The 25393-nt window shown below is 64.1% G+C and carries 26 protein-coding genes; 11 read left to right on the forward strand and 15 right to left on the reverse strand.

Annotated features, from left to right (window positions below; all coding sequences use genetic code 11):
* Positions 1-9: 9 nt before the first annotated feature.
* The 5 genes from AC1DZP_RS04120 to AC1DZP_RS04140 all read right to left on the reverse strand — a co-directional run bounded on the left by AC1DZP_RS04120 (position 10) and on the right by AC1DZP_RS04140 (position 5704).
* Positions 10-1920, reverse strand: coding sequence for an AAA family ATPase (locus tag AC1DZP_RS04120; protein WP_477300297.1), 1911 nt, complete (start codon positions 1918-1920; stop codon positions 10-12).
* Between the two features lie 24 nt (positions 1921-1944).
* Positions 1945-3090, reverse strand: a complete 1146-nt coding sequence (locus tag AC1DZP_RS04125) for a hypothetical protein (protein ID WP_095090818.1) — start codon at positions 3088-3090, stop codon at positions 1945-1947.
* A gap of 31 nt (positions 3091-3121) precedes the next feature.
* Positions 3122-4210 carry a hypothetical protein gene (locus AC1DZP_RS04130; RefSeq protein WP_477300299.1) on the reverse strand — a complete coding sequence of 363 codons (1089 nt, stop codon included), beginning with the start codon at positions 4208-4210 and terminating at the stop codon, positions 3122-3124.
* A gap of 308 nt (positions 4211-4518) precedes the next feature.
* Positions 4519-4908 carry a c-type cytochrome gene (locus AC1DZP_RS04135; RefSeq protein ID WP_457151215.1) on the reverse strand — a complete coding sequence of 130 codons (390 nt, stop codon included), beginning with the start codon at positions 4906-4908 and terminating at the stop codon, positions 4519-4521.
* Positions 4909-5092: 184 nt separating this feature from the next.
* Positions 5093-5704, reverse strand: coding sequence for a thymidine kinase (locus AC1DZP_RS04140; RefSeq protein ID WP_457151216.1), 612 nt, complete (start codon positions 5702-5704; stop codon positions 5093-5095).
* 258 nt (positions 5705-5962) lie between these two features.
* Here AC1DZP_RS04140 and AC1DZP_RS04145 point away from each other — a divergent pair, with 258 nt between their 5' ends.
* The 3 genes from AC1DZP_RS04145 (at position 5963) to choV (ending at position 9069) form a co-directional block, all read left to right on the forward strand.
* Positions 5963-6898, forward strand: a complete 936-nt coding sequence (locus AC1DZP_RS04145; RefSeq protein WP_095090821.1) for a choline ABC transporter substrate-binding protein — start codon at positions 5963-5965, stop codon at positions 6896-6898.
* Positions 6899-7036: 138 nt separating this feature from the next.
* Positions 7037-7891: a choline ABC transporter permease subunit gene (gene choW / locus AC1DZP_RS04150; protein ID WP_095090822.1), complete on the forward strand. Its 855-nt coding sequence runs from the start codon at positions 7037-7039 to the stop codon at positions 7889-7891.
* Positions 7888-9069, forward strand: a complete 1182-nt coding sequence (gene choV / locus AC1DZP_RS04155; protein WP_095090823.1) for a choline ABC transporter ATP-binding protein — start codon at positions 7888-7890, stop codon at positions 9067-9069. Before choW ends, choV begins: the two co-directional genes overlap by 4 nt.
* Before the next feature lie 60 nt (positions 9070-9129).
* On the opposite strand, the gene AC1DZP_RS04160 is transcribed toward choV, so the two are convergent.
* Positions 9130-10536, reverse strand: coding sequence for an ATP-binding protein (locus tag AC1DZP_RS04160; RefSeq protein ID WP_477228234.1), 1407 nt, complete (start codon positions 10534-10536; stop codon positions 9130-9132).
* A complete protein-coding gene (locus AC1DZP_RS04165) occupies positions 10533-11249 on the reverse strand; it encodes a response regulator (RefSeq protein WP_477300302.1) in 717 nt (238 codons plus the stop codon). The genes AC1DZP_RS04160 and AC1DZP_RS04165 overlap by 4 nt, the downstream gene beginning before the upstream one ends.
* A gap of 233 nt (positions 11250-11482) precedes the next feature.
* Between AC1DZP_RS04165 and AC1DZP_RS04170 the strand changes: the two genes are divergently transcribed.
* From AC1DZP_RS04170 to clpS, 4 genes are all read left to right on the forward strand, one after another.
* Entirely contained in the window at positions 11483-11785 is a 303-nt protein-coding gene (locus AC1DZP_RS04170) for a hypothetical protein (RefSeq protein WP_457151218.1), read from the forward strand.
* A 39-nt stretch (positions 11786-11824) separates the two neighbouring features.
* On the forward strand, positions 11825-12058 hold the full coding sequence (locus AC1DZP_RS04175; protein ID WP_095090827.1) for a hypothetical protein: 234 nt from the start codon (positions 11825-11827) through the stop codon (positions 12056-12058).
* Positions 12059-12272: 214 nt separating this feature from the next.
* Positions 12273-12638: a hypothetical protein gene (locus AC1DZP_RS04180; protein WP_477300303.1), complete on the forward strand. Its 366-nt coding sequence runs from the start codon at positions 12273-12275 to the stop codon at positions 12636-12638.
* A 138-nt stretch (positions 12639-12776) separates the two neighbouring features.
* Entirely contained in the window at positions 12777-13082 is a 306-nt protein-coding gene (clpS, locus tag AC1DZP_RS04185; RefSeq protein ID WP_477300305.1) for an ATP-dependent Clp protease adapter ClpS, read from the forward strand.
* Positions 13083-13084: 2 nt separating this feature from the next.
* Here the strand turns inward: clpS and AC1DZP_RS04190 are convergent, their stop codons facing one another.
* From AC1DZP_RS04190 to AC1DZP_RS04205, 4 genes are all read right to left on the reverse strand, one after another.
* Positions 13085-15163, reverse strand: a complete 2079-nt coding sequence (locus AC1DZP_RS04190) for a hypothetical protein (RefSeq protein WP_477300307.1) — start codon at positions 15161-15163, stop codon at positions 13085-13087.
* Positions 15164-15226: 63 nt separating this feature from the next.
* Positions 15227-18046, reverse strand: a complete 2820-nt coding sequence (locus AC1DZP_RS04195) for a DUF4159 domain-containing protein (protein ID WP_477300309.1) — start codon at positions 18044-18046, stop codon at positions 15227-15229.
* Positions 18043-18984: a DUF58 domain-containing protein gene (locus AC1DZP_RS04200; RefSeq protein ID WP_477300311.1), complete on the reverse strand. Its 942-nt coding sequence runs from the start codon at positions 18982-18984 to the stop codon at positions 18043-18045. Before AC1DZP_RS04200 ends, AC1DZP_RS04195 begins: the two co-directional genes overlap by 4 nt.
* A complete protein-coding gene (locus tag AC1DZP_RS04205; protein ID WP_457151223.1) occupies positions 18984-19988 on the reverse strand; it encodes an AAA family ATPase in 1005 nt (334 codons plus the stop codon). The genes AC1DZP_RS04200 and AC1DZP_RS04205 overlap by 1 nt, the downstream gene beginning before the upstream one ends.
* Positions 19989-20145: 157 nt before the next feature.
* On the opposite strand from AC1DZP_RS04205, the gene AC1DZP_RS04210 reads away from it, so the two are divergent.
* The 3 genes from AC1DZP_RS04210 to AC1DZP_RS04220 are packed head-to-tail and all read left to right on the forward strand — an operon-like array spanning position 20146 to position 22669.
* The gene (locus AC1DZP_RS04210) at positions 20146-20775 is read left to right on the forward strand and encodes a DUF1285 domain-containing protein (RefSeq protein ID WP_477301148.1); all 630 of its coding nucleotides are present in this window, start codon (positions 20146-20148) and stop codon (positions 20773-20775) included.
* Positions 20775-21407 carry a CoA pyrophosphatase gene (locus tag AC1DZP_RS04215; RefSeq protein ID WP_477300313.1) on the forward strand — a complete coding sequence of 211 codons (633 nt, stop codon included), beginning with the start codon at positions 20775-20777 and terminating at the stop codon, positions 21405-21407. Before AC1DZP_RS04210 ends, AC1DZP_RS04215 begins: the two co-directional genes overlap by 1 nt.
* Positions 21404-22669 carry a CCA tRNA nucleotidyltransferase gene (locus AC1DZP_RS04220; RefSeq protein ID WP_477228226.1) on the forward strand — a complete coding sequence of 422 codons (1266 nt, stop codon included), beginning with the start codon at positions 21404-21406 and terminating at the stop codon, positions 22667-22669. Before AC1DZP_RS04215 ends, AC1DZP_RS04220 begins: the two co-directional genes overlap by 4 nt.
* A gap of 2 nt (positions 22670-22671) precedes the next feature.
* Here AC1DZP_RS04220 and AC1DZP_RS04225 read toward each other — a convergent pair whose 3' ends face one another.
* The 3 genes from AC1DZP_RS04225 to hemF form a co-directional block, all read right to left on the reverse strand.
* Entirely contained in the window at positions 22672-22857 is a 186-nt protein-coding gene (locus tag AC1DZP_RS04225; protein WP_095090837.1) for a DUF1059 domain-containing protein, read from the reverse strand.
* Positions 22858-23083: 226 nt separating this feature from the next.
* On the reverse strand, positions 23084-23344 hold the full coding sequence (locus tag AC1DZP_RS04230; protein WP_457151226.1) for a DUF1344 domain-containing protein: 261 nt from the start codon (positions 23342-23344) through the stop codon (positions 23084-23086).
* A gap of 268 nt (positions 23345-23612) precedes the next feature.
* A complete protein-coding gene (hemF, locus tag AC1DZP_RS04235; protein WP_095090838.1) occupies positions 23613-24527 on the reverse strand; it encodes an oxygen-dependent coproporphyrinogen oxidase in 915 nt (304 codons plus the stop codon).
* A 125-nt stretch (positions 24528-24652) separates the two neighbouring features.
* On the opposite strand from hemF, the gene AC1DZP_RS04240 reads away from it, so the two are divergent.
* On the forward strand, positions 24653-24910 hold the full coding sequence (locus AC1DZP_RS04240; RefSeq protein WP_477228224.1) for a hypothetical protein: 258 nt from the start codon (positions 24653-24655) through the stop codon (positions 24908-24910).
* Here the strand turns inward: AC1DZP_RS04240 and soxR are convergent.
* The gene (soxR, locus tag AC1DZP_RS04245) at positions 24907-25386 is read right to left on the reverse strand and encodes a redox-sensitive transcriptional activator SoxR (RefSeq protein ID WP_477300315.1); all 480 of its coding nucleotides are present in this window, start codon (positions 25384-25386) and stop codon (positions 24907-24909) included. The genes AC1DZP_RS04240 and soxR overlap by 4 nt on opposite strands.
* Positions 25387-25393 lie beyond the last annotated feature (7 nt).

Here is a 25393-nt window from a genome sequence, read left to right on the forward strand (position 1 = left end):
TGCGTACCTTCACGCATTCCACAGACCCTTTTTCTTCATTTCCTCCATCTCGCGTGCGGCTCGTTCGCGCAGGCGTGCGTCGCGCAGCAGTTTTTCGACGGCGGCGTCGTCGGACTTGTCGGAATAGCGGAACTCGCTGTCGGCGTAGCGGTTGATCTCCTGCATGACCATGTCCATCGAGAACGGCCCGCGCAGTTCCTCGATCATCGCCTTCTTCTCGTCATAGCCCTTGTGCATGAAGGCTTCCGGCTTCTCGAACCAGTCGTCGGGAAGCTCGATATCCATGGCGCGCATCTTGATGGCGTCGGTGACGTTCTTGATGGCGCGGCCGGTGAAGCGCGGCTCGGCATCCTTGATCAGGTGCAGATAGGTGCCGATATCGGCCATCGATTTCGGGGCGCCGTTCTCCTTCATGTAGCGCTCGTAGACCTTCATCAGCCCGTCTTCCTGCGGTTTCTCATGCTCCTCGTAGGCCTCGGTCACGGCGCGCTGGATCTCCTGCGCGGCGTAGAGATCGTGGTCGCCGAGCGGGATCTCGTGGTTCTTGCCGGCAAGCAGCACGAAGATGTCGATGTAGTCATCGCGCGTCTGCGGACCGTCGACCAGCCAGCGGGCGCCGGCGCGCTGGCGCAGCGCATCGTCGACATTTTCGGGATAGTTGGAGAACATGCCGAACGAGCAGTTGCCGCGCACCACCGTGCCGGCACCGGCGAAGGCATCCATCAGCACGCCGGTGATCTCCTGCTGGCCAGCCGAGGCGCGGTCGTCGGAGCGGCGCGCCGCCACCTGGTCGATGTCGTCGATGGTGCCGAAGCCGATGACGCGCGGATTGAGCACATTGTTGATGAACTGGCGGCAGTTCTGGCCCGACTTGCCCTGGTAGGACGAGATCTGGTCGACGCCGAAATTCTCATAGGCGAAGGGATAGCCGGCGACCTGGCAGTAGCCGTTGACGAGGCCGGCGATCATCTGGATCAACGTCGTCTTGCCGGTGCCGGGGGCGCCGTCGCCGATGAAGGTAAACAGGAAGCCGCCGAGTTCGACGAAGGGGTTGAGCTCACGCTCGAAGTCGTAGGCCATCAGCATCTTGGCGAGCTTGACCGACTGGTATTTGGCGATGTGGTTGCCGACCACCTCTTCGGGCGTCTTGAAGGTCATGACCAGCGGCTTCGAGCGCTTGCCCGGCGCGACGTCGAAACCGTCGAGGGTGAAGTTGTCGGCATCGATGCGGATATGCGCGTTCTCGAACGGGCCAATGCCGTCGAAGCGACCCTTGCGCGCCAACAGCCCGTCGATGGCGACGCGGGCAAAGGCGCGTGCCCTGGTCATCAGGTCGGCATCGTCGGACGAGCCCGATATCGCCTTGTCGAGGCCGGCCAGGATCGACTTCACCGCATCCTGCGGCGTGTCGAACAGGAAGTCGGGCTCGGGGATGTCGTTGGGCGCTTCGCCATCGCTGTCGATCAGCTGGAACAGATAGGAAGCGAGGCTGAAGGCGGAGATGTAGGCCGAGGCCGACAGAAGCTTCTTGAAAGCCGAGGCCTCGTCGCCCTCGAGCGGCGCGCGGGTGTTTTTCGCTTGCAGGCTTTCGAGGTCCGAGCCTTCGGCAAAGACGTCCGATATGGCCAACGCGATGGCCGTACCGCGCCGGGCGCGAAACAACAATGTGTGCTGGGGGATGGTCAGCAGCTGGTCGTCGGGATGGACGGCGCCGACGGTCTTCGACAGCTCGACCTCGCGCGTGCGCCGCACCGAGCCGACCGAAACGGTCGAGACGAAGCGGCGGTTGGTGCCGGCCAGCGCCGTGCCGGACTCGCGCGAGGGGTCTTCCAGCACGACGATGCGGGTGATGAAGCTCTGCGCGGTGGCCCGGTGCTTTTCGATCGAAGCTTCCGGAATGGTGGTCAGGCCGGTATCCATGAAGAGTGCTCCGTGGTGTGACGGTCAGACGTCTGAGATGACCTGTCCGTTGGACAGGATGTGGACCTTGTAGCCGGCAAAGATCTTCTGCGCCTCGCCGGCGGCGTAGAGTGCCTGGTAGGCCTCGTGCGGGATCAGCGCATGGTTTTCGTAGCTGGACACGCCCTGGCGCGCGGCTTCCAGATCATCGGTGTTGATGAAGAATTCCTGCGTCGTCTTCTCGCTCGAAAACAGCCCCTTGCGGCCGGGTTTCTCGCTCTTGGAATAGACCTCCTGGATGGTCCAGGTCAGCAGCCAGGCATTTTCCGGCTTGCGCACCTTGGCCAGCACTTCGGTCACCGTCGAATTGTTGTCGGTGATCCCCGCCGAATAGAATGGGCCGAGCACGACGCGGCGCAACTGCTTGGGATGCAGCGGCTCGAAATCCTTGTCGAGGTTGACCGCGATGGTCGCCGGCGACAGCGTGTAGGCTGAGTTCTTCTCGGTGAAATCGTCGAAACGGTGGGCCAGCTCGGGGTTGAGCAGGCCATCGACCGGCAGCGGAATGTCGACCTTGTCATTGAGCTTGCCGTTGCTGTCGACGAGCTGACGCACCATCGCGTCGGAAGAATCTTCCACCGTCACCATGTAGACCAGCGGCAGGTTGGCGCTGCCGTCGAACGTTGCCCAGTGGACGAGGTAATACGGCCGCGCTGTCTTTGGATTGACCGAGACCTTGGCCGTCTGCGCCAGGGTGAAGGGGCCGAACGTGTTCTCGCTTTTCACGTCCTCGAGATAGAGCCGTTCGGCCATCGACTTCTGCAGCGCCTCGGGGAATTCCTTGTGGCGCAGGATGAAGTCGGCCATTTCCTCGCGCAACTCGCCGGCCAGCGGAATGTTGGCAAGCCGCGCGTCGGCCTGGCGACGGTCGTTTTCGAGTTCGAGCAGGTTCTGGAAGACCGGAAAACCGCTTTCGGCGCGCGAAATGCGGAACGTGTCCATGAAGCCCAGCCGGTTGCGCCAGCAGGCAAAGGACTTGTCGAGCCGGGCGATGTATTCGGCGACGATCTTGGCGACGATGCCATGCCGGTAGAGCGGCGAGCGATCGTCGCGCATGAACACTTCAAGGCCGCTCAGTGCGGCCGTAATGGCCGAGAAATACCGTGCGGCCGCTTCGTTTTCGGGGGTCATGCCTGTGCGCTCGCGGGCAGTCCAGTCACCCCTAGGACTGCACGTAATTTGACGCGTTGTGCTTCTTCAGCACCTCGTCGAAGCGGCGGGCAAAGGCATCGTCGGCCAGCTTCTTGCGGCGCTGGATGTCGGAGCTGGCGACCATGTTCTTCTCGTGCATTTCAAGCAGGTCGCCGATGTGTTTCTGCGAGGCGGCACCGATGCCGGCCATGGTTTCTTCGGCTGTGTTGTCGACCTGGCTGCCAAGCGTGTTGATCTTGTGGGCGACGTCCTGCTGGGCGGCGGTCTTCAGCGAATCCTCCAGCGCCTTGTAGAGCACGATGCGCTGTTCGGTATCGATGGTCAGCTTGTTGATCAGCGTCGACTGCGCGGCGATCTGGTTGTTGAGAGAATCGACGAAGGTCTGGAACATCGAGGTGTAGCGTTCCAGCGTCTGGCTCTCGGCCAGCAACTCCTGCTCCTTGGCCTGCTTTTCATTGTATTCCGTCGCCAGCTTGGAGCGTTCGCCTTCGAGTTGCGTGCGGTCCTTCTGGCTGGTGGACGCGCCGATCTTGTTTTCGATGTCGAGCAGCATCGGGTTGAGTTCCTCGATGCGCTTCTGCACGGCTTCGAGGTTGGACATGGTGGTCTTGCGGCGCTCGATGACCTGCGACAGGCTGGCCTCGGAGGTCTTGTAGCGCTGGTCGAGGACCTCTTTCTGCGCCTTTAGGATGCCGACAATGGTGTCGGACTTGGCCAACAGTTCCTGCAGGTTGCCGGCCAGCGACATGTTGCGGACGCGATCGGTGCGCATGCGTTGCTTGCTCTGGCTGGAGAACATGCCGACGAAGTTTTCCCAGCCGGTGTAGTTCTTCATGCTTTCGAATTCGGCGCCGAAGACGTTGGTGGCGTCCTCCAGACCAATGATCAGGTCGGCGATGTTGCCTTCCATCACCTTCTGCTGTTTCAGCACGTCCTCGATGCGGGCGTTCTCGATGTCGAAATTGGCGTCGCCGATCTTCTTGTCGGCGGTGGCCAGCGTATCAAGCACGGTGCCGGACTGCTCGATCTTGGTGCGCATGTCCTGCACGACCTGCTTGGTCTTGGCAATTTCGGCATCGAAATTCTGCAATGTCGCCATTGGGGCCTCCCGCTTCGGCATCACGTCGCTGGTCGCGAACAGCGGCGAATATATGTGGGGCATCCGGGGATTGAAAGACGCAAGACAAGACCCGCCCCGAAAACAAAAGAATTCGCCACGGTCTTGAAAGGTAGTGAAGGCGTGGTCATGGCGTGTTTAGCTTACAGTCAAGCGTAGTTCAACTGTCATTGAACTTCTGTGTCAGCAAAGCAGTCAATCTCCGCTGGCGCGGACGCTCTGGAATTCCAGTTGCGGGCGTAACATATCCGGCCAAGCCTGCGTCGTCATGCAACGCAGCCGGCTGTTGCTCAGGGCTTGGGATCGGCCTTCAGATAGGCAATGACATTGGCGATGTCGTCGTCGTTGGTCAGGCCGGCAAAGGCCATCTTGTTGCCAGGCACCTTGAGCCGAGGCGCCTTGAGATACTCGGCGAGGTTGGCTTCATCCCAGACCAGGCCGCCAGCACCGGCGCTCTTCATCGCCTCGGAGTAGTGACCAAGGAAGCTCTCGGCACTGCCGGCGGTGCGGCCGACGACGCCCAGCAGATGCGGGCCGACCTTGTCGCGGTCGGTGGCCGCTTCATGGCAGGAGATGCACCGGTTGAAGACATGCTTGCCCAGTGCCGGGTCGCCGCCGGCATGAGCGGCAAGCGATGTGGCTAGGAGAACAATGCTGGCAGACGAAGCGGCTCGAAACATGGCTGACCCCGGAGAGCTCTGGCTGGCGGTCTTATAGGACCGAGGCCTTAACAAACGCTGCATTGTCGCGGGATTGGGAAGTTGCCAGATCCGGCCGCACCGGGCAGAGGCGCTTGTCTTTATGCACGTCGTTGTCCCAAGACAGCTGCGCACTTTGGGTGACATGCATTGGGCCGCCGGCCCGTCAGGCCCGGGTGAAGCCGATGAAATCGTCGGGCGCGGCGCGGCCCATCTCTTCCTCCCAGTGGCGGCGGCAGAGCGAGACATAGACGTCCTTGCCGATGGCCACCTGCTCGCCCTGACGTGCCACCTTGCCGTCGGGGCCGAGGCGCACCACCATCGTCGCCTTGCGGCCGCAACGGCAGATGGTGCGCACCTCGCGCAAATCGTCGGCGATGGCCAGCAGCGCCCGCGAACCGGAAAACAGCTTGCCCTGGAAATCGGTGCGCAGGCCGTAGCACATGACCGGGATGTTCAGCCGGTCTGCGATGCGGGCGAGCTGCCAGACCTGCTCCTCCTCGAGGAACTGCGCCTCGTCGACGAAGACGCAATGCACGGTCGTATGCTCGTGGTGATCGGCCACGCGGGCGAACAGATCGTCGCCGTCGCGGAACATCTCGGCTTCGGTCTCCAGGCCGATGCGCGACGAGATCAGGCCGCTGTCGCCCTTTCGATAGTGGCCGGCGACGAACAGCATCGTGCGCATGCCGCGCTCGCGATAGTTGTACGACGCCTGCAACAGCATCGTCGTCTTGCCGGCGTTCATCGTCGCATAGTGGAAGTAGAGCTTGGCCATGCCGCCCTTTTAAGCCGACTTGTCCCGGTGCGGGGAGGGGGCGCCGCCGCATTCCCCCAAAAAAGACCCCGACTCCCAAAAAACGACAGCCGCGCAGTGCAAAAGCAGGAAGCGTGTCGCTGATTGGCCAGCCTGCGCCGTTGATCGTGATTGCCTTAATGCTTGAAACCACACCAGAATGGTGTTTGGCTGACGAAACAAGGCGGGCAGAGAAACCGTAACTTCGCTTCGCCTAAGAATCGCAATGGGAGAATATCTATGTCGCGCATGAATTCCTTCGTCGCCGGCCTCGGCCTGGCGGCTCTGTTGTCTACGAGCGCTGCCTTCGCCGGCGATCCGGCAAGCTGCAAGGCGGTGCGTCTTTCCGATGTCGGCTGGACCGATATCCAGGCGACGACCGGTGTCGCTTCCGTTCTGCTGACCGCGCTCGGCTACGAGCCGCAGACGATCCAGCTGTCGGTGCCGGTGACCATGGCGTCGCTGAAGAACAAGGATCTTGATGTCTTCCTCGGCAACTGGATGCCGTCGATGACCAACGACATCAAGGACTACACCGCCGACGGCTCCGTCGAGACCATCAGCACGAACCTGACCGGCGCCGGCTACGGCATCGTGGTGCCGACCTATGTCGCGGATGCCGGCGTCAAGTCGCTGACCGATATCGGCAAGTTCAAGGACAAGTTCAACGGCAAGATCTACGGCATCGAAGCCGGCAATGACGGCAACCGCATCATCCTCGACATGATCAAGAACCCGAAGGACAATCTCGAAGGCTTCGAGCTGGTCGAATCCTCGGAAGCCGGCATGCTGACGCAGGCCGAGCAGTCGATGAAGAACAATGAGTGGATCGCCTTCCTCGGCTGGACGCCGCATCCGGTGATGGGCGCCATGAAGATCACCTATCTCGACGGCATGGGCGACAGCGGCTTCGGTGCTGCCACCGTGTTTACCAACGTGCGCAAGGGCTACACCACGGAGTGCCCGAATGCAGGCAAGTTCATCGCCAATCTGAAGTTCAATCTGGACATGGAAGGCCAGATGATGGACGCGATCCTCAAGGGCGGCGATGCCAACACGGTGGCGAGCGACTGGCTGAAGAAGAATCCCGGCGCGGTTGCGCCCTGGATCGCCGGCGTCACCACCTTCGATGGCGGCGACGCGGCGGCGGCGATCAAGACCGCGCTTGGAAGCTGAGCCGACTGTGATTTCGGCATGACCGAAATAAAGGGCAGCCATTCTGGAAAAGGCTGCCCTTTTTCATATCCTGTGACAAGATGACGTTGCGACAGTAGAGGCCGAGGGCAGGGCGGTCTCCTGCATGAGAGGGGCGATATGGATCCGATTTCGAAATTCATGGTCGATCACAAGATTCCGATCGGCGCCTGGGGAAAGGCGTTCTTCGGCTTCCTCACCGACAATTTCGACACTGTCTTCAGGGCCTTTTCGAATGGCCTCAATTTCCTGCTCGACGGGTTGGTCGACATCCTGCTGCTGGTGCCGCCGGTGCTGCTGGCGCTTGTCATCGCCGCCATCGCCTGGCTGCTGCAGCGCTCAAGGCCGCTCGCAATTGGCGTCTTCCTCGGCCTGATCTTCATCATCAACCAGAACCTGTGGAAGCAGACGGTGCAGACGCTGGTGCTGGTGGTGGCTGCTGCTGCCATGGCCATGGCCATCGGGGTGCCGCTCGGCATCTGGGCCGCGCACAAGCCGAAGGTCTACCGCATCATGCTGCCGGTGCTCGACCTGATGCAGACGCTGCCGACCTTCGTCTACCTGATCCCGGTGCTGACGCTGTTCGGTCTCGGCAACGCGCCCGGCCTCATCGTCACCATCATCTTCGTCATCCCGACCGCGGTCAGGCTCACCCATCTCGGCGTCGTCTCGGTACCGAAGTCGATCGTCGAGGCAGGCGAAGCGTTCGGCGCCACCAAGAGCCAGCTGTTGTGGAAGGTGGAACTGCCCTCGGCGCTGCCAACCATCATGGCCGGTCTGACGCAGTCGATCATGCTGTCGCTGTCGATGGTGGTGTTCGCGGCGCTGATCGGCGCCGGCGGCCTCGGCACTGAAATCAACAGGGCGCTCGGCTCGCGCCGCATCGACCTCGGGCTTGAAGCGGGCCTGGCCATCGTCGTGCTCGCCATCGTGCTTGACCGGATGACCCGCATTGCCGTTGGAGGCAAGAAATGACCGTCGCCGTCGATTTCAGAAACGTCGATATCGTCTTCGGCGCCGACCAGGCCGGATCTCTGGCAATGATTGACGCTGGAGCCACCCGCGCCGAGATCCTCGAAAAGACCGGCAATGTGCTGGGTTGCGCGGGCGCCAGTCTGACCGTGAACGAGGGCGAGATTTCCGTGCTGATGGGCCTGTCCGGTTCGGGCAAGTCGACATTGTTGAGGGCTGTGAACCGGCTGAACGTGGTGTCGCGCGGTCAGGTGCTTGTCAAGGACGGCGACAAGACCGTCGACGTCGTCACGTGCGATGAGGTGACGTTGAGAAGGCTGCGGCAGAAGCAGGTAGCTATGGTGTTCCAGCAGTTCGGCCTGCTGCCCTGGCGCACGGTCGAGGAGAATGTCGGCCTCGGCCTCGAACTCGCCGGTGTTCCGGAAGCCGAGCGCAAGGAGCGCGTCAAAAAGCAGTTGGAGCTCGTTCATCTCGACCAGTGGTCGAAGAAATACGCGCATGAGCTTTCGGGCGGCATGCAGCAGCGCGTCGGCCTGGCCCGTGCCTTCGCCACCGAGGCGCCGATCCTGCTGATGGACGAACCGTTCTCGGCGCTCGACCCGCTGATCCGCACCAAGCTGCAGGATGAATTGCTGCAGCTACAGGCCGAGCTGAAGAAGACCATCATCTTCGTCAGCCACGACCTCGAGGAGGCGCTGAAGATCGGCAGCCACATCACCATCATGGAGGGCGGGCGCATCGTGCAGACCGGCGCGCCGGAAGACATCGTGCTGCGGCCGGCCAACGACTATGTCCGCGACTTCATCGCCAATGTGAACCCGCTGTCGGTGCTGACCGCCTGGAATGTGATGCGCGACCGTCGCGACCTGGAGCACGGTGACAATGGCTGGGTGTGGCTCGACCGGCGCAAGACGACGCGCTTCAAGATCGACGACCACGGGCTGGTGGCGGCGGCCGAACGCGACGGCAAGCCGGCGGTCTGGGTGTCATGTGCCGATGTCGAGGGCCAGTCCGAGGAAGCGGCGCAAGTGTTCTGGGCCAACCCCGGCACCTCGCTGAAAACCGTGATGCTGGCCATGCATCGCTCGCAGACCGCACCCGTGGCGCTGTTCGACGACCAGTCGCGCTTTGTCGGCGCCATCGGCATCCGCGACGTGCTGAGCGCGGTGCTGCGGCGGTAGCGCGAGGCTTCGGCTGCAGCCTTCGCTGCAGCGAAGGCTGCCTGGTGGTTCCAGATCGCCCTACGCCGCCAGCGGCAGGCGCAGTTGCGTCAGCAGGCCACCGCCCGGGTTGTTGGACAGGCTGATCTCTCCGCCGGCGGCCCGCGCGATGTTGCGGGCAATGGTCAGGCCGAGACCGAGACCGCCGGTCTGGCGGTTGCGGGATTGTTCGAGGCGCACGAACGAGCCGAACACGGCGTCGATCTGCGCCTGCGGTATGCCCGGCCCTTCGTCGCGGATGGTGAGCAGGATCATGTTCTCCGAGCGGCGCAGGCTGATATGCGCCTTCTTGCCGTAAGTGATCGCGTTCTGCATCAGATTGGTGACGCAACGCCTGAGCGCGACCGGCCGTGCCATGCAGATCAGGCCACGCGAGCGGGTGTCGTCATCGAACGAGATGTCGTCATAGCTGTCGGCGATCGACTCGACGAGCGACCAGAAGTCGATGCGTTCGCTCTTTTCCTCGGTCACCTCAAAGGTGGCGAAGTCTATCACCGAGCTGGCGATGCTCTCGACATCGGCGAGATCGTGCGCCAGCGCTTCGCGAACGGCCGATTTGCGTAACAGCTCCAGGCGCAGACGCATCCTTGTCATCGGCGTGCGCAGATCATGCGCCAGCGCCGCCGCCAGATGTTCGCGGTCCTCGACATATTCGCGCAACCGGGCCTGCATGGCATTGATCGCCTTGGCGGCAGCACGCACCTCGCGGCTGCCGCTTTCGGCGATCGGTGGGCTCTTCAGATCCTTGCCGATCCGGTTCACGGCGGTTTCCATCATCCGGTAGGGCGCCGTCAGCCGGCGCAACGACCAGATCGACATAATCACCACCAGGCCTGCGATCAGCGAATAGAGCGGCAGGCTGTCGAAGCTCAGGATCGGGCCGACAGGCGTGATCGGCTCGGTGAAGTTCAGCCACTGGCCGTCGGCAAAGCGCAGCGACGCCGTCAGCTTGTCGCTCTGTGCGAAGTCGGCGGCCAGCACCAGCAGGTCGCGCTCGACCTGGCCAATATCCGGTCCCGGCGCCATGCCGGTGGCATCGTCGGCCTCGCGCGTCGCCGGGTCGCGCCGCACCCGCGCATCAGTGATGCCGAATTTCGACAGCCGGCCGACGAGGATGTCTTCGAGCTCCGCCAGTTCGTCGTCGCCGGCAATCGACGAGGTGACCGCGGGCGTGTCGGTGACGGTAAGCGCGTAGGTGGAATTGAACAGGCCGGTCGCCGTCGCCTTGCGTTGCTCCGGACTGGCGTCATGCATGAGCTGCACCAGCGAGAAGGCACGGTCGTTGAGACGGTAGAGGTCGACGACGTCGTTGGCGGCGGCGCGGTCGCGCGACACGATGTAGAGGGTCGCGACCTGGCTGATCAGCAGGCCGGCGATGACTATCAGCAGCACCCAGACAGGCAAGGTCTGCGGCAGGAAACGTCTCATTCGGAGGTCGTCTCGGGCAGGAACTGGTAGCCGCCGCTGCGCACGGTCAGGATCAGCTTGGGCGTCTTCGGGTCGTCTTCCATCTTGCGCCGCAACCGACTGACCAGGATGTCGATGCTGCGGTCGAAGGAATAGTCGCTGTCGCCGCCAGACAGTTCGATGAGCTGGTCGCGCGTCAGCACGCGCTGTGCGCTCTTGACGAAGGTCTGCAGCAGGTTGAATTCCGCCATGGTCAGCTCGACCCTGACATCGTCGGGGGCGATCAGCCGGCGCCGCGAACAGTCCATCGTCCAGCCGGCGAAGCGGTAGATCTGCTTGGTGGTGACGCGCTTGGGCTCGGCGGAGCCGTTGCGCCGCAGCACGGCGCGGATGCGCGCCAGAAGCTCGCGCGGGTCGAATGGTTTGGGCACATAGTCATCGGCGCCCATCTCCAGGCCGACCACCCGGTCGGTGGTCTCGGTGACGGCGGTCAGCATGATGATCGGTGTCGAATACTGGGCGCGAAGGTCGCGGCACAGTTCCAGCCCGCTCTTGCCGGGCAGCATCACGTCGAGGACGATGAGGTCCACCTGGGCGCGGCGCAGGATGGCCTCCATCTCGGTGCCGTCTGCGGCAACCGAGGTGTGCAGGCCCCGCTTCTGGAAGAATTCCTGCAGCAGGTCGCGGATGCCCTTGTCGTCGTCGACGATCAGTATGTGTGCGTCGGATTTCACAGCAGCCCTGTCATTGTTTGATTGCCAAGCCGTTCTGTCGCAACCCACACGATAGAATTCAGGCCATATGTTGGCCAGTGGTGATGATGCGTCCAACCGGCTTCCTTAGACACAATCCAGAAACAAAATTCTACAGTTCAGAAAAACTCCTGAAAAAATACAAAGGCATAACTGGTCTCGTGGCGGTCAGGTCATCGGCTGCGACGCTAGTCTCGGGGTTTACGGATAAACCGATGCCAAGGTTGTCGATCAGTTTGTTGGGTGCGTTGCTGGGCATTTGCCTGGTTACTGCCGCTGTCGAACAATCGGACGCAAAGGTGACGCCCACCACCCGGAGCGAACGGTGCGCCAATCTCAGCCACCAATTTGATGAAGCCCTCGAAACCCATGCCGCGGCAACGCAGGTCACCGCGGCAAAGGCACTTCAGAGAAAGGGTAACCGGTACTGCGCCGCCAAGAAACAGGCACAGGGCATCCGGATGCTCGCCAACGCTTTGAAGCTGCTTGGAGTGACGCCGAACGACCCGGTTCAGTGACGCTCGAAAACTCGACCCGCTAAAAAAGGAAGTGAAGCCATGAAGAAGTCCATCCTCTCCGCAACCGGTCTCGCCGTCGCTCTCGCCTTCGCGATGCCGGCTCTCGGTAACGCCGCTGCCACCACGACCGCTGCTCCGGCTGCTTCGACGACCACCACCGCTCCGGCTACTGCCGCCCCGGCCAAGACTGCCCCGAAGAAGGTCGTCAAGAAGACCAAGAAGCACAAGAAGGCTCCGACGAAGGCCGTCAAGAAGGACGCCCCGAAGGCTTAATCCAGATCGGGCATACCTTGCCCGTCTGCGACAAGGCCGTTCCAGTTGTTTTTCGGCTGGGGCGGCCTTCTTCCTGTCCGACCGCTGAAAGCCCTGATATCAGCGATGTAGCGGACGGTTAGCCTACCGATGTTTGGCCGAAGCCTCGCGCCGGCAGCTTCCGCCCCGACCGACTTTAGCCCGTTTGCAATGCCGGCCATGTAGGACAATCCGCATGAAGAAGCGGCTTTCGTCCACTCTGCGTTCGTTGGTGCTTGGCGGCCTGGTCGCCACCGGCGCCGCCAGGGTGCTGATCCTGCTCACCGCCAGCCCGGTGCCCGATCCGGCCAGCGGACGCACCGAGCCTTCGCTGTTCGCGCCGGAGATTTCCACCAACTGGGACTACATCACGCCGGCACAGACCTGGGTGCTGATCGTGCTCACCGGCACAACGCTGATCTGCGTCGTCGCGTGGCCGATCGCGGCATGGCTGGAACGCCGGGCGGATGCGGGCGGAAACCGCCTTCGGTCCGATTTGCCGTCCGTCACAGCCGCGCGGCAGATTCCCGGCCGCCGCATCTTCGGCCGCCAGGACCGTTGAACGGCAACCGAGACTTTCCCACATAGTTGTGAATGACGGCGCCCTCCGGACCGGCTTTGCGCGTCAATCAAAATGGACGGCTGAATTCGCTGGTGTCAGAATGCGGGCCAGGTCGCTTGCGCAAAATTGTCGGTTCCGATGCCTGAAATCACCACAAAACCGCGTACTCAGGTCAAGCCGCAGACCGAGCGGCCAAAGCTCTACAAGGTCATCCTCATCAATGACGATTTCACGCCGCGCGAATTCGTGGTGACGGTGCTGAAGGGCGAGTTCAAGCTCAGCGAAGACCAGGCGCACAGGATCATGATCACCGCGCACCGGCGCGGCGTGTGCGTTGTTGCCGTCTTCACCAAGGATGTCGCCGAGACCAAGGCGACACGGGCGACCGATGCCGGCAAGGCCAAGGGCTATCCGCTGCTGTTCACGACCGAGCCGGAAGAGTAGCCCTACCGCCCCTCGCGGTACCACATCGAACCCATCGCCAGAAGCAGCAGGCCGAGGCCGAGAAAGCCGCCGAACAGCGGTACGCGCGAGACCGCCTTGAGCACGCTGTCGTCCGTCGTGCGCAGGCCGATCCAATCGCTGCCGGTGGCCTGACCGGAAGAGCGCACCGGCACGATGGAGGGCAGCGTAATGTCACTGCCAAGGGCCGTGGATGACGCCAGTCGCCGCACGCTGCCGCCGGTGGCTTCCGCCGGCGTTCTCAGCCGGTTTTCCGTGGAAATGACATCGGCGAATTCCGGCGCGTTGACCGGCCCGACATGGGCGAGCGCGGTGAGGTCGCCATTGGCGACCTGGTAGAGGCCGATCTCGCTGGTCTCAACGCTGCCGAGGAAGACGCCGGGATCGGATTTGTCGAGCTTGACGGTCAAGGTCTTGCCGGACGGGGTGATGATCTGCGCCGGGCCGGGAGCATCGGCCATGGTCTGGCGGCGGATTTCCAGCACCATGCCGCGACCGTCGGCGGTCAGCCGCTCCTCCTCGAGATCGGGCTCCTTCATCAGCCAGTGCGCGATGCGCCGGTAGAGCTGGACATGCGGGCCACCGCCTTCGAAGCCGCGCGCCCACAGCCAGCCCTGGTCGGACAGAAGCATGCCGACGCGGCCCTCTCCCTTGCGGTCGAGCAAGAGCAGGGGCCGGTTGTCGGCGCCCTTCATCACCACTTCGCCTTCGGGATTCTGCACGCCGATGGTGCGGAACCAGCGGCTCCAGTGCGGCGGCTCGGTGGCCGAACCGTCGAGCCCGCGCGTCACCGGGTGGCGCTGGCCAAGGTCGGTGAGGCGCGGATAGAAGGCCTTGTCGACCACCTCGCCGGTCGGCATCGCCGGCAGGGCCGACATCAGCGGCGTGCGCGCGATCGAGCTTTCGCCGGCATATTCGGGGCCGGCCGCGATCAACAGCGCGCCGCCCTTTTCGACATATTCGGAGATGTAGTCGTAGTAGAGGATCGGCAGCACGTCGCGGTGCTGGTAGCGGTCGAAGATGATGAGATCGAAATCCTTGATCTTCTCGACGAACAGTTCGCGGGTCGGGAAGGCAATCAGGGACAACTCGTTGATCGGCGTGCCGTCCTGCTTTTCCGGCGGCCGCAAAATGGTGAAATGGACGAGATCGACCGAGGCGTCGGATTTCAAGAGATTGCGCCAGGTACGCTCGCCGGCATGCGGCTCGCCGGAGACGAGCAGCACGCGCAGGTTTTCGCGAATGCCATCGATGAGCGCGATGGCGCGGTTGTTGGTGTCGGTCAGTTCGCCCGGCTCGCGGTCGATGGCGAGCTCGACGATGTTGCGGCCAGCGCCCGGAATGGTCACCTGCAGCGGCATGGCCTGGCCGACGGTGGCATGTTCGACCGCGACCTGCTCGCCATTGACCGAGACGCGCACTTCGACCGGGCCGGTCTCGTTTTCCGTCGAGATGACGCGGTAGGTCATGTCGAGCGGCTTGCCGACAAGCCCGAAGCGCGGTGCGTTCTCGAAGCGGATGCGGCGATCCTTCTCGTGGTCGTTGCCGGTGATCAGGGCATGCAGCGGCGCGTTGAAATCGGGGCTGCCCGGGGGCGCGTCATGCACCTCGCCATCGGTGATCAGGATGGCGCCGCCGATGCGCGACGGCGGCACGTCGCGGAAAGCGCTTTCGAGCGCGCCGAACAGCCGTGTCTCGGTGCGCTCCTCGGCGGCTTGCGATTTGCCGGCCTCGACGACGCGCACGTCGAACTGCTTGAAGCGGCCAAGACGCTGCTGCAGCCCGGCCAGTGCCTCGTCGGTCTGCTTGGTGCGGTCGCCGATATCCTGGCTCTGGCTGCGGTCGACGACCAGGGCGACGACGCTTTTCAGCGGCTCGCGTTCCTCGTTGAGGAACACCGGATTGAACAGGGCGGCGGCGAGTGCCAGCAGGGCGACGAAGCGGAAGACGGCACCGCGCTGGCGAAACCACAGGCCGATGAGCGCCAGCAGCGCCAGCGGCACCAGCACCAGAGCCAGCAGGGGCCAGGAGATCAGCGGCTCGAGGGAGATCGACCAGTTCATGAATTAGCCTCCCCCTTGTGGGGAGGGCAATTCCGCGTTGGGAACGCAACAAAGCATGTCATCCTACTGCCCCAGCCGTTCGAGCAGTATGGGCACATGCACCTGGTCGGATTTGTAGTTGCCGGTCAGCATGTACATCATGATGTTGACGCCGGCGCGCAGCGCGTAGATGCGCTGCATCGGGTCCGCCGGCACGGTCGGCAGCAGCGGATCGCCATTCTCGTCGACCGCCCAGGCGCCGGCGAAATCATTGGCGGTGATCATGATCGGCGAGACGCCGTCACCGGTGCGCACCGGCCGGTTCTCGGCATTGCTGGCGTCGAGCGATGCCTCGACCCAGAGCGGGCTGCCACTGAAGCGGCCGGGAAATTCGGGCAGGATGAAGAAGGATTTGGTCAGCACGTGGTCGGACGGCACCGGCTCCAGCGGCGGCACGTTGAGGTTGCCGAGGATGTCGCGCAGCCGCTCCGTCGCCGGGCTGGTCGAATCGGCGCCGATGCCGTTGGCGAACTGGTCGCGCGTATCGAACAGCACCGTGCCGCCTTGCTGCATATAGGCGTCGATGCGGGCGATCGCGGCCTGGCTCGGCATCGGTGCGGCCGGATCGATCGGCCAGTAGATCAAGGGATAGAACGACAGCTCGTCCTTCGCGATGTCGACGCCGGCCGGCGCGCCGGGTTCCAGCGCCGTCTTCTCGACCAGGAAGCGGGTCAGGCCTTCGAGCCCGGCGCGGCTGATTGAATCGTCGCCCGGCACGCCGGTCAGCACATAGGCGATGCGGGTCTTCGATATCGCCTCGATGGCGACCTCGTCGCCCGGTTTGGCGTCGTCGGCGCGGGCAGGATCGGCATGGCTAAACAGCGCGCCGAGCGCAATCAGGATCGCGGCGGTGGTAGCCACGCCACGGGCACGGCGCGGCCGGCGGGCAAACAGGCCGCCCATCCAGAACACCGCCAGCGTGTCGAGCAGCATCAGCACCAGAGCGGCGGCGACCAGCGCGCCCTTCAAGTTGCGCGATTCGTCAAAGGCATACTGGATCGATGTGACCGGAACGGTGATTTGCGGACGCGCCAGGGGCGCCAGCTTGCTTGCGGCATCGAGCAGGTTGTGGGCGAAGACGCCGGTCTCGGAGCCGTAGAGGCCGGGCGGGTTCTCAAAGGTCACCGTCAGCGCGGGACCCGGCACCAGCGGCCGTGCATCCGGCGTCGGCGGCACCAGCGAGCCGTCGGCTGATATCATGCGGTAGGGCGCCAGCGAGGTGGCCGCGGCTTCGGCATTGGCGATCGCCGCGCCCTGGTTGCGCGACAACTGCACGATGCGGCGCAGCATCTCGACGAAGCTGCCGGAGATCGGCAGGTTCGACCAGGTCGCCTCGGGCGTGACGTGGAACAGCACCAGCGTGCCCTTGCCTTTCTTCAGTCCGGTGACCAGCGGCGTGCCGTCGGCGAGGGCGGCCCAGGTGCGCTCGACGATGTCGGGGGTCGGCTCGGCCAGCACCTGCCTGGTGACGGTGACTTCGGTCGGGGGCGCAAGATCGGCGAACGGACCGGCCTTGGGGAATTCGGTGACCGGTTGCGGTGACGTCCATGACAGGGCGCCGCCGAGCGAGCGCTCGCCGGTGCGCAGGCGGACCGGCAGCAGGTCGTCGTCATTGCCGGCGGCGGCCAGCCGCGAGCCGGCGAAACGCACCAGCGTGCCGCCATTGTCGACCCAGTCGACCAGCCTTTGCCGAACCTGTGCGGGAATGGTGCCGATGTCGGCCATGACGATCATCGCCGGCTTCTGGTCGAGGATCTGCGGGATGGCGTCGGCGAGGTCGGCGCTGGAGGGTTCGACGAGATCGGCGAAGGGCTGCAGCGCGCGCCTGATGTAGTAGAGCGGCGACAAAAGCGGCTGCGCCTGGTCGGCCTCGGCCTGCGACAGCAGCCCGACGCGGCGGCGCTTGGAGCTTTCGTCAAGGACGCGCACAGCACCGGCCTGGCGCTCGCCGTCGAGCGCGATCGAGGCGAAGTCGTTGCGCAGCTCGAACGGCACCGCCATGGTGCCGGTGGCGGTGGTTTCGCCAGGGGAAAAGGTCAGCGTCGCATCGGCGATGCGGCGGCCCTTGTCGTCGAAGGCACCGGCGATGACTTGTGCAGGTGCCGGGTCGCCCGGCGCGCGGATGGCGGTCAGTGCAAAGCCGTCGACCTGGTTGTCGGCGGCGGTTAGGCCGGTCAGCGACAGCCGGTCTGAACTGGCCCACACGACACGGGCGGCATTTTTCGACAACAGCGTGTTGAAGGCGGCCTCGTCGCCCTTCGCCGCCAGGCCGTCGGCAAGCACTGCGACGCTGGCGCCGGGCAAGGTGTCCAGCACCCCGGCGACGCGGGCATAGACGGCGGGCCGGTCGGTCGGGATCGGCCGTGGCTTGGCGGCACGCAGCCGGTCGAGTGCAGCGGCGGCATCGAACGGGCCGATTTCCGAATTGGGCTTATCGGCGGTGAAGGCGACGATGACCGGCACGCCGTTCGAGCCGGCGTCTTTGATCAGCCGCTCGGCGGTGGCGACGCGCTTGTTCCAGTCGGCGGCACTTGCCCAGTCATTGTCGATGACCAGCGCAACGGCCGCGCCCTCGGCCGGCAATTTTTCGCGCGGGTTGAACACCGGCTCGGCAAGGGCGGCGACGATGAGCGCCGCCATCAACAGCCTGAGCAGCGTCAGCCACCACGGGCTCTGCTGCGGCGTTTCTTCGCGCTTCAACACACGCGCCAGGATCTTCAGCGGCGGGAAGATCTCGGTCTGCGGCTTGGGCGGCGTCAGCCGCAACAGCCACCAGATCACCGGTAGCGCCAGCAGGCCCCACAGCACCATGGGGGCGCCAAAGGAGAGCGGCAGCCAGCTCATGCGACGGCCTTCCCGGCACGACCGCCACCGGCGGCCAGGCCGGCATAACCGCCGTCGGCGGTCATCGCCATGTGCAGGCGCACCAGCGCGTCGGAAGCCAGCCGATCGGTGTGGTTGACGGTAAAGCTCCAGCCGAGCCGCTTGCACCAGGCAGCCAGTTCGTGGCGGCGGGCGGTGTAGAGCAGGCGGTATTCATCTCCCAGCATTTCAGCGCGGCCGGCGGTCAGCTTGTCGCCGGTCTCGGGATCGGTGAATTCGGTGCGGCCGGCATAGGGGAAGGTTTCCTCGGCCGGATCCGCGACCTCGATCAGATGCGCGCGCACGCCATGGCGGGCGAGCACGTCGAGCCACGCCATCGTCTCCTCGACCGGATCGAGGAAGTCGCTGGCGATGACGATGTCGCAGAAGCGGCGGATGTCGGACAGGTCGGGCTTTGCCGGCAACTCGCCGGCGTGCATGAGTTGGGCGGCGATGCGCTCGGCGCCGTTGCGGGCGGTAAACGGATCGGTGAGGCCGGGCCAGGCGATGCGTTCGCCGCTGCGCGACAAAAGCTCGGCCATGGCTAGCGTCAGCACCAGCGCGCGCGATTGCTTGGACACGCTGGCGCCGGTCGACTTGTAGAGCATCGACGGCGACGGGTCGGCCCACAGCCACACCGTATGGGCGGCTTCCCATTCGCGGTCGCGCACATAGGTGTGGTCGTCGCGGGCCGAGCGGCGCCAGTCGATGCGCGAGGCATCACCTTCGACATAGGGCCTGAACTGCCAGAAATTCTCGCCGATGCCGCGCTTGCGGCGGCCATGCCAGCCGGCGATCACGGTGTTGACGATGCGGCGCGCCTCGACCAGCAGGTCAGGCACAAGCGAGGCTCGCAACCGGCCACGAGCGAGCGCGTCGCGCGTCGCTGCCGGAGCCTGGACCTCGCCGATGCGCGCCATCAAATCCCCTTCACCAGCTTCGCCACCACGTCGCGCACGCTGGTGCCTTCGGCGCGGGCGGCGAACGTCAGCGCCATGCGATGCTGCAACACCGGCTCGGCCAGCGCACGGACATCGTCGATGGAGGGCGCCAGCCGCCCATCGTAAAGCGCGCGCGCCCTTGTGCACAGCATCAGCGCCTGGCTGGCGCGCGGGCCGGGGCCCCAGGCGACATGCTTGTCGGTTTCGGCATTGCCCTGGCCGGGGCGCGCCGAGCGCACCAGCGTCAGGATCGCCTCGACGACGCTTTCCGGCACCGGCATGCGGCGGATCAGCGTCTGGATCTCCTTCAGCCGCACCGGGTTCAGCACGTTCTGCGCCTTGGCGTCCTCGATGCCGGTGGTTTCCAAGAGGATGCGGCGCTCGGCCTCGATTTCGGGGTAAAGGATGTCGACCTGCATCAGGAAGCGGTCGAGCTGGGCCTCGGGCAAGGGATAGGTGCCTTCCTGCTCCAGCGGGTTCTGCGTCGCCAGCACATGGAAGGGCGCCGGCAGGTCGTGGCGGGCGCCGGCAATGGTGACGTGGTACTCCTGCATCGCCTGCAGCAGCGCCGACTGGGTGCGCGGCGAGGCACGGTTGATCTCGTCGGCCATCAAAAGCTGGGCGAAGATCGGCCCGGAGATGAAACGGAAGGAACGCTTGCCGAACTCGTCCTGCTCCATCACCTCGGAGCCGAGGATATCGGACGGCATCAGGTCGGGCGTGAACTGGATGCGGCGTGAATCGAGGCCGAGCACGACGCCCAGCGTCTCGACCAGCTTGGTCTTGGCGAGGCCCGGCACGCCGACCAGCAGCGCATGACCGCCGGCCAGCAGCGCCACCAGCGTGCGCTCGACGACGCTCTCCTGGCCGAAGATGACCCGGCCGACCCCGTCGCGGATCCTGGAGATGTCGGCAAGCGCCTTCTCGGCCTCGGCGATCATGTCCGTTTCGCTCATCGGGCTTTCCTTGACCATCACGCTCATGCAGCTTCGATCCCTTTGGTTGGAGATACCATGGTTGGAAATACCGGCACGCACCATAGCATAGGTTGCCGCGATTCGGCCTCGCGTGGCGCCTATGTCAAAACTTAAATCACAGACTTAGGCTGACAAGCGGAACAACAGTGACTATTTCGTGACCATGACGGAACACTCCGAACTTCGCCAACAAAGCCTTACGACCGCCACCGAGGCGCGCGGTCTCGAGGCGCTGATCTCGCGCGCCGCCCGCGCCGGCAAGGGCGCGGCGCCGGTCGAGCGCTGGAATCCCGACTTCTGCGGCGATCTCGACATGGAAATCAAGGCTGACGGCACCTGGTTCTATCTCGGCACGCCGATCGGACGCACGCCGCTGGTGCAGCTGTTCTCCTCGGTGCTGCGCAAGGACGCGGACGGCAGGACCTATCTGGTGACACCGGTGGAACGGGTTGGCATCCGCGTCGCCGACGCGCCGTTCATCGCCGTCGAGATGGATGTTTCGGGCAGCGGCGACGCGCAGATCATCACCTTCCGCACCAATGTCGGCGATGTCGTCGAAGCCGGACCGGAACGGCCGCTGCGCTTTGTCGACGAGAGCGAGACCGGTGGCCTGAAACCCTATGTGCTGGTGCGCGGCCGGCTGGAAGCGCTGGTGGCGCGGCCGGTGATGTATGAGCTGGTCGGACATGGCGAGGAGATCGAGATCGGCGGCAAGACCATGTTCGCCGTGCGCTCCAAGGGCGCGGTGTTTGCGATCATGCCGGCGGACCAGTTGAAGCGGCTGAGCGCGTGATGGACCAGATGTCAACGGCGCCGTTTTCCGCAGCGGACTTTCGCGCGCGCTTTGCGGCACAGCCGGATGCGCATGCCGGCGACGACTATGGTGACCATCGCTTCAATCCAGGCCATCCACGCCTTAACCATGGCAAGCCGCTGCGCAATGCCGCGGTGCTGATCCCGGTGGTCGATCATGAGGGCGAAGCCACGGTTCTGTTGACCAAACGGGCCGAAAGGCTGCGTAACCATTCGGGGCAGGTGGCCTTTCCCGGCGGCACCATCGATCCGACCGATGCCAGTCCGGAAGCTGCGGCTGTGCGCGAGACCTTCGAGGAAATCGGCCTTGCCCAGGATCGCATCAAGATCATCGGCCGCATGCCCGATTATGTCGCCGGCAGCGGCTACCGCATCGCGCCGGTGCTGGGCATCGTGCGATCCGGTTTCCGGCTCAGCTTGAACGCCGACGAGGTCGATGCCGCCTTCGAAGTGCCGCTGCGTTTCCTGATGGACCCGGCCAACCACAAGCGCGACAGCCGCATGTGGAACGATCTCGAATGGTTCTTCTACGACATGCCCTATGGCGACCGGCGCATCTGGGGCGTCACCGCCGGCATCATCCGTACGCTTTACGAAAGGCTCTATGCGTGAATGTCTCTATCGCGGGCCGGGCCGAGTGGCTCGGCGACAAGCATCTGCAGCGCCTGCTTGCCGCATTGGCGCAAGGCGGTGAAGAGGCGCGTGTTGCCGGTGGCGCGGTACGCAACACGCTGATGGGCCAGCCGGTCGCCGACATCGACATCGCCACCACGTGTCTGCCGCAGGAAACCATCCGCCGCGCCGAGGCGGAAGGCTTCAAGGCGGTGCCGACCGGCATCGAGCATGGGACGATCACCGTGGTCGCCGGCGGCAAGCCCTATGAGATCACCACCTTGCGCGCCGATGTCGAGACCGATGGCCGTCGCGCCAAGGTGTCGTTCGGGAGCGATTGGAAGCTTGACGCCGAGCGGCGCGACTTCACCATCAACGCGCTCTATGCCGAGGCCGATGGCACGGTGATCGACCTGGTCGGCGGCACAGCCGACATCGAGGCGCGCCGGTTGCGCTTCATCGGCGATCCTGAAGCGCGCATCCGCGAGGATTATCTGCGCATCCTGCGCTTCTTCCGCTTCTTCGCCTGGTATGGCGATGGCCGGCCGGATGCCGAGGGGCTGAAAGCCTGTGCCCGGCTGAAGGAAGGGCTGGCCCAGCTTTCGGCCGAGCGCATCTGGTCGGAACTGAAGAAGCTTCTGTCTGCGCCCGATCCTTCGCGGGCGTTGCTCTGGATGCGGCAGGCCGGCGTGTTGACCGCCGCGCTGCCGGAAAGCGAGAAATGGGGCATCGACGCGATCCATGCGCTGACCAGGGCCGAGAAGGATCTGGACTGGGCACCTGACCCGCTGCTCAGGCTGGAAGCGATCGTGCCACCGGATGCCGCGCGCATGAAGACGCTCGCCGAGCGGCTCAAATTTTCGACCGCCGAAGCGGATCGCCTGCGCCACTGGACGTTGGCCACCGCCGCCGAGCCGAAGACGACGGAGGGCGAGTTGGCAAAGCGGCTCTATCGCGGCGACCGGCAAGGGTTTGTCGATCGCCTGCGGCTGTCGCTTGCGGGCGCGCGGATGCGCGCCGTCCAGGACAATGACGCGTTGCTCGAAGCCGGCGGCTTTTCGCGCCTGCTTGCCTTCGCCCTGAAATGGGAGAAGCCGTTGTTTCCGCTAAAGGGCGCCGATCTGACGCGGCTCGGCGCAATTCCAGGGCCGAAGCTTGGGGAAATCCTCAAGAACCTTGAGACGGAATGGGTCGAAGCGGGCTTTTGGCCCGATCGCGGCGCGCTGCTTGAACGCGCCGCGGAAGCCTTGAAAGCAGGCTGAAGTCACGCAGCGTCGCGGGTCTTCTCGATGCGCGAGCGGATCGCCTCGATCATCGTCTCGCGGATGACCGCCTCGCCATGGGTCTCGCGCATGTGCTCTACGGCACGGCGCATGACCTCGGCCTCCTCGTCGGCACGCGTGTGCCAGTCACAGCCGGGCACGAGCGACCCGCAGTGAAATTGTTTCATGGGATTTCTCCTTTTCCTCCGCGGAGCCTGAGGCTCCGATAGTTTTCGGCTCATGGTCCAAATCCAGGATGGGAACTTGGGCCGCGAGCGGGGGAACAGCATAACACAGATGGGGCGGCATTGGTCGCAGTCAACGGCGAAAAGGCGGAGCAGCGCTGCTCCGCCCTCTTACGCTACCCCGAAACAGGACCAGAGATCGTCTCGTCCCGCTGTGGCAGGCAGGCCGTCACTTTGCGATCTTGACGGCCTCGGCAACCTTGTTCTTGCCGCTCATCTCCCATGAGACGCGAACCTTTTCACCGACCTGAAGGCCAGGATCCTTGAAGGTCTTGGGAAGCGTAAAAGACGATCCGTCATCGAGGACAAGGCTCATGGCCGTTGCGTCAAATGTCTTGATCGTTCCGGTGGTGTGCTTGACGGCGGCGAATGCCACCGAACCGGAAGCGAGAAGGGCAGCGGCGGCCGCCGAAACAATGATCCTGCGCATTGCGAAGTACTCCTGGAAAAGGCGGGTATCCTTTTTGACGAAGATGTCCCGCATCGTCTGGGCCGTCCGGTCGCGTCGGGTCGCGGCTCGCTTTGTTTTGCTCTCAGGCGAACCGCCGGCGCTTCCCGACCCGGCGCAGGAAATAGGCCAGCCTTTTCAATCGCCTATTAGACGAAAAAGAAATCTTTCGCGGTGCTGTATGCCACATTCCATGCCCATTTCGAGCAAATGGGACATCAATGCGGCTCACATCGCGCTCACCATATTGTTACGGCCAGCGGACCTCGGGCGGCAGGCTGGAGAGGATCGAGGCGACATTGCCGCCGGTCTTCAGTCCGAAGATGGTGCCGCGATCGTGAAGCAGGTTGAACTCGACATAGCGGCCACGCCGGATGAGCTGTTCGTCGCGGTCGCCATCGGTCCAGTTCTCATTGAAGTTGGCGCGCACGAGGTGGCCGTAGACGACGAGAAAAGATCGTCCGACATCCTGGACGAAGTTGAAATCGGCGTTCCAGCCGCCTTTGTCCTCGCCCGAATGCAGCCAGTCGAAGAAGATGCCGCCGGTGCCGCGCGGTTCGTTGCGATGCGGTAGATAGAAATACTCGTCGCACCAGGCCTTGAATTTCGGATAGTCGGCGACCTCGGGGCTCTTCTCGCAAGCGAACTGCATGGCCCGGTGGAAGGCGATGGTGTCGGGATCGTCCTGGGTGCGCCGGCGGTCGAGCACCGGCGTCAAGTCGGCGCCGCCGCCGAACCATTGGCTAGACGTGACGACCATGCGGGTGTTCATGTGCACGGCCGGAACGTTGGGGTTCCAGGGGTGAGCGATCAGTGAAATGCCGCTGGCCCAGAAGCGCGGGTCTTCCTCGGCGCCGGGCATCTGCTTCCTGAATTCGGGTGAGAACTCGCCATAGACCGTCGAGGTGTGGACGCCGACCTTCTCGAAGACGCGGCCGTGCATCATCGACATGGTGCCGCCGCCGCCGCGGCCCTCGTCGCGCTCCCATGGCGTCTTTTCGAAACGGCCTGGCGACCACGAGGCCAGCGGGCCGCCAAGATCCTGCTCGATCTGCTCGAAGGCGCCACAGATGCGTTCGCGCAGCGCCTCGAACCACAGGCGCGCCTTCATCTTCTTCTGTTCGATGTCGGCGGGCAGGCCTGCCGGTATTTCAGGTCGTTCCAAGTGCCGTCTCCGGTTGCGGGGGGCCGAGTCCCTACAAATGACTCGTCTTTTGCCGGCGCGATCCCTAATCTCTTAAGGGCAAGGGTCAAGTGTCCAAGCGTCATTAAGGTGCAAGGAGTTGTTTCGTGCGCACCCCGGCAAGACCACCGCTGGATGGCCTGAAGAAAAGGCTCGACCAAAGCCGGGCTGAGCGCACGCGCATGCCACGCGACGGGTTTTTGCGCGAGACCTTCGTGCTGCCGCGCTCCGATGCGCGCCTCAAGGCCAAGGAATGGTTCGAGCGCTTTCCCAAGCAGGCCTACTGGACCGAGATCGAAAGCTGGTTCGAGCGACCGGGCGACCTGATCGAATTCACCATCAGGCGGCTGCCGGCCGCGGATTAGGATTTCAGGTACCTTTTCCCCGAACGGAGAGAAGGTGTAGCCACCAACCTTCTTGCCCCCGTGCCTTCCCTAGACAGGCGGTCGCCCTTGTTCCTGAGCGGGCATTTGTCGATCGACATGCAGCCGCAGCCGATGCAGTCGGTCAGCCCGTCGCGCAGTTTCTTCAACTGGGCGATCTTGTGATCGAGCCCGTCGCGCCAGGCGGTGGACATAAGGTTCCAGTCGTCGCGAGTCGGCGTGCGGCCCTCTGGCAGGGATGCCAATGCGGCACCGATCTCGGCCAGCGAGATGCCGACCTCCTGCGCGACCTTGATGATCGCCACGCGCCGCAGCACGTCGCGGCCGTAGCGGCGCTGGTTGCCGGACGTGCGGTGGCTACGGATCAGGCCGCGCGCCTCATAGAAATGCAGCGCCGACACCGCTACCCCGCTGCGCATCGCCACCTGGCCGACCGTTAATTCCGTTACTGGTGCCATCCTTGCT

It is taken from the genome of Mesorhizobium sp. P2_F8 (assembly GCF_056403655.1).

What these genes read in the sequence shown, in the direction of transcription:
- AC1DZP_RS04140 (WP_457151216.1), bottom strand. Translation starts at nt 5,704, where the DNA reads ATGGCCAAGCTCTACTTCCACTATGCGACGATGAACGCCGGCAAGACG.
- AC1DZP_RS04135 (WP_457151215.1), bottom strand. Translation starts at nt 4,908, where the DNA reads ATGTTTCGAGCCGCTTCGTCTGCCAGCATTGTTCTCCTAGCCACATCG.
- AC1DZP_RS04180 (WP_477300303.1), top strand. Translation starts at nt 12,273, where the DNA reads ATGAAGAAGCGGCTTTCGTCCACTCTGCGTTCGTTGGTGCTTGGCGGC.
- AC1DZP_RS04175 (WP_095090827.1), top strand. Translation starts at nt 11,825, where the DNA reads ATGAAGAAGTCCATCCTCTCCGCAACCGGTCTCGCCGTCGCTCTCGCC.
- AC1DZP_RS04170 (WP_457151218.1), top strand. Translation starts at nt 11,483, where the DNA reads ATGCCAAGGTTGTCGATCAGTTTGTTGGGTGCGTTGCTGGGCATTTGC.
- AC1DZP_RS04225 (WP_095090837.1), bottom strand. Translation starts at nt 22,857, where the DNA reads ATGAAACAATTTCACTGCGGGTCGCTCGTGCCCGGCTGTGACTGGCAC.
- AC1DZP_RS04130 (WP_477300299.1), bottom strand. Translation starts at nt 4,210, where the DNA reads ATGGCGACATTGCAGAATTTCGATGCCGAAATTGCCAAGACCAAGCAG.
- AC1DZP_RS04230 (WP_457151226.1), bottom strand. Translation starts at nt 23,344, where the DNA reads ATGCGCAGGATCATTGTTTCGGCGGCCGCCGCTGCCCTTCTCGCTTCC.
- choV (WP_095090823.1), top strand. Translation starts at nt 7,888, where the DNA reads ATGACCGTCGCCGTCGATTTCAGAAACGTCGATATCGTCTTCGGCGCC.
- AC1DZP_RS04120 (WP_477300297.1), bottom strand. Translation starts at nt 1,920, where the DNA reads ATGGATACCGGCCTGACCACCATTCCGGAAGCTTCGATCGAAAAGCAC.
- AC1DZP_RS04210 (WP_477301148.1), top strand. Translation starts at nt 20,146, where the DNA reads ATGACGGAACACTCCGAACTTCGCCAACAAAGCCTTACGACCGCCACC.
- AC1DZP_RS04190 (WP_477300307.1), bottom strand. Translation starts at nt 15,163, where the DNA reads ATGAACTGGTCGATCTCCCTCGAGCCGCTGATCTCCTGGCCCCTGCTG.
- AC1DZP_RS04125 (WP_095090818.1), bottom strand. Translation starts at nt 3,090, where the DNA reads ATGACCCCCGAAAACGAAGCGGCCGCACGGTATTTCTCGGCCATTACG.
- clpS (WP_477300305.1), top strand. Translation starts at nt 12,777, where the DNA reads ATGCCTGAAATCACCACAAAACCGCGTACTCAGGTCAAGCCGCAGACC.
- AC1DZP_RS04200 (WP_477300311.1), bottom strand. Translation starts at nt 18,984, where the DNA reads ATGGCGCGCATCGGCGAGGTCCAGGCTCCGGCAGCGACGCGCGACGCG.
- AC1DZP_RS04195 (WP_477300309.1), bottom strand. Translation starts at nt 18,046, where the DNA reads ATGAGCTGGCTGCCGCTCTCCTTTGGCGCCCCCATGGTGCTGTGGGGC.
- choW (WP_095090822.1), top strand. Translation starts at nt 7,037, where the DNA reads ATGGATCCGATTTCGAAATTCATGGTCGATCACAAGATTCCGATCGGC.
- AC1DZP_RS04145 (WP_095090821.1), top strand. Translation starts at nt 5,963, where the DNA reads ATGTCGCGCATGAATTCCTTCGTCGCCGGCCTCGGCCTGGCGGCTCTG.
- AC1DZP_RS04215 (WP_477300313.1), top strand. Translation starts at nt 20,775, where the DNA reads ATGGACCAGATGTCAACGGCGCCGTTTTCCGCAGCGGACTTTCGCGCG.
- soxR (WP_477300315.1), bottom strand. Translation starts at nt 25,386, where the DNA reads ATGGCACCAGTAACGGAATTAACGGTCGGCCAGGTGGCGATGCGCAGC.
- AC1DZP_RS04160 (WP_477228234.1), bottom strand. Translation starts at nt 10,536, where the DNA reads ATGAGACGTTTCCTGCCGCAGACCTTGCCTGTCTGGGTGCTGCTGATA.
- AC1DZP_RS04205 (WP_457151223.1), bottom strand. Translation starts at nt 19,988, where the DNA reads ATGAGCGTGATGGTCAAGGAAAGCCCGATGAGCGAAACGGACATGATC.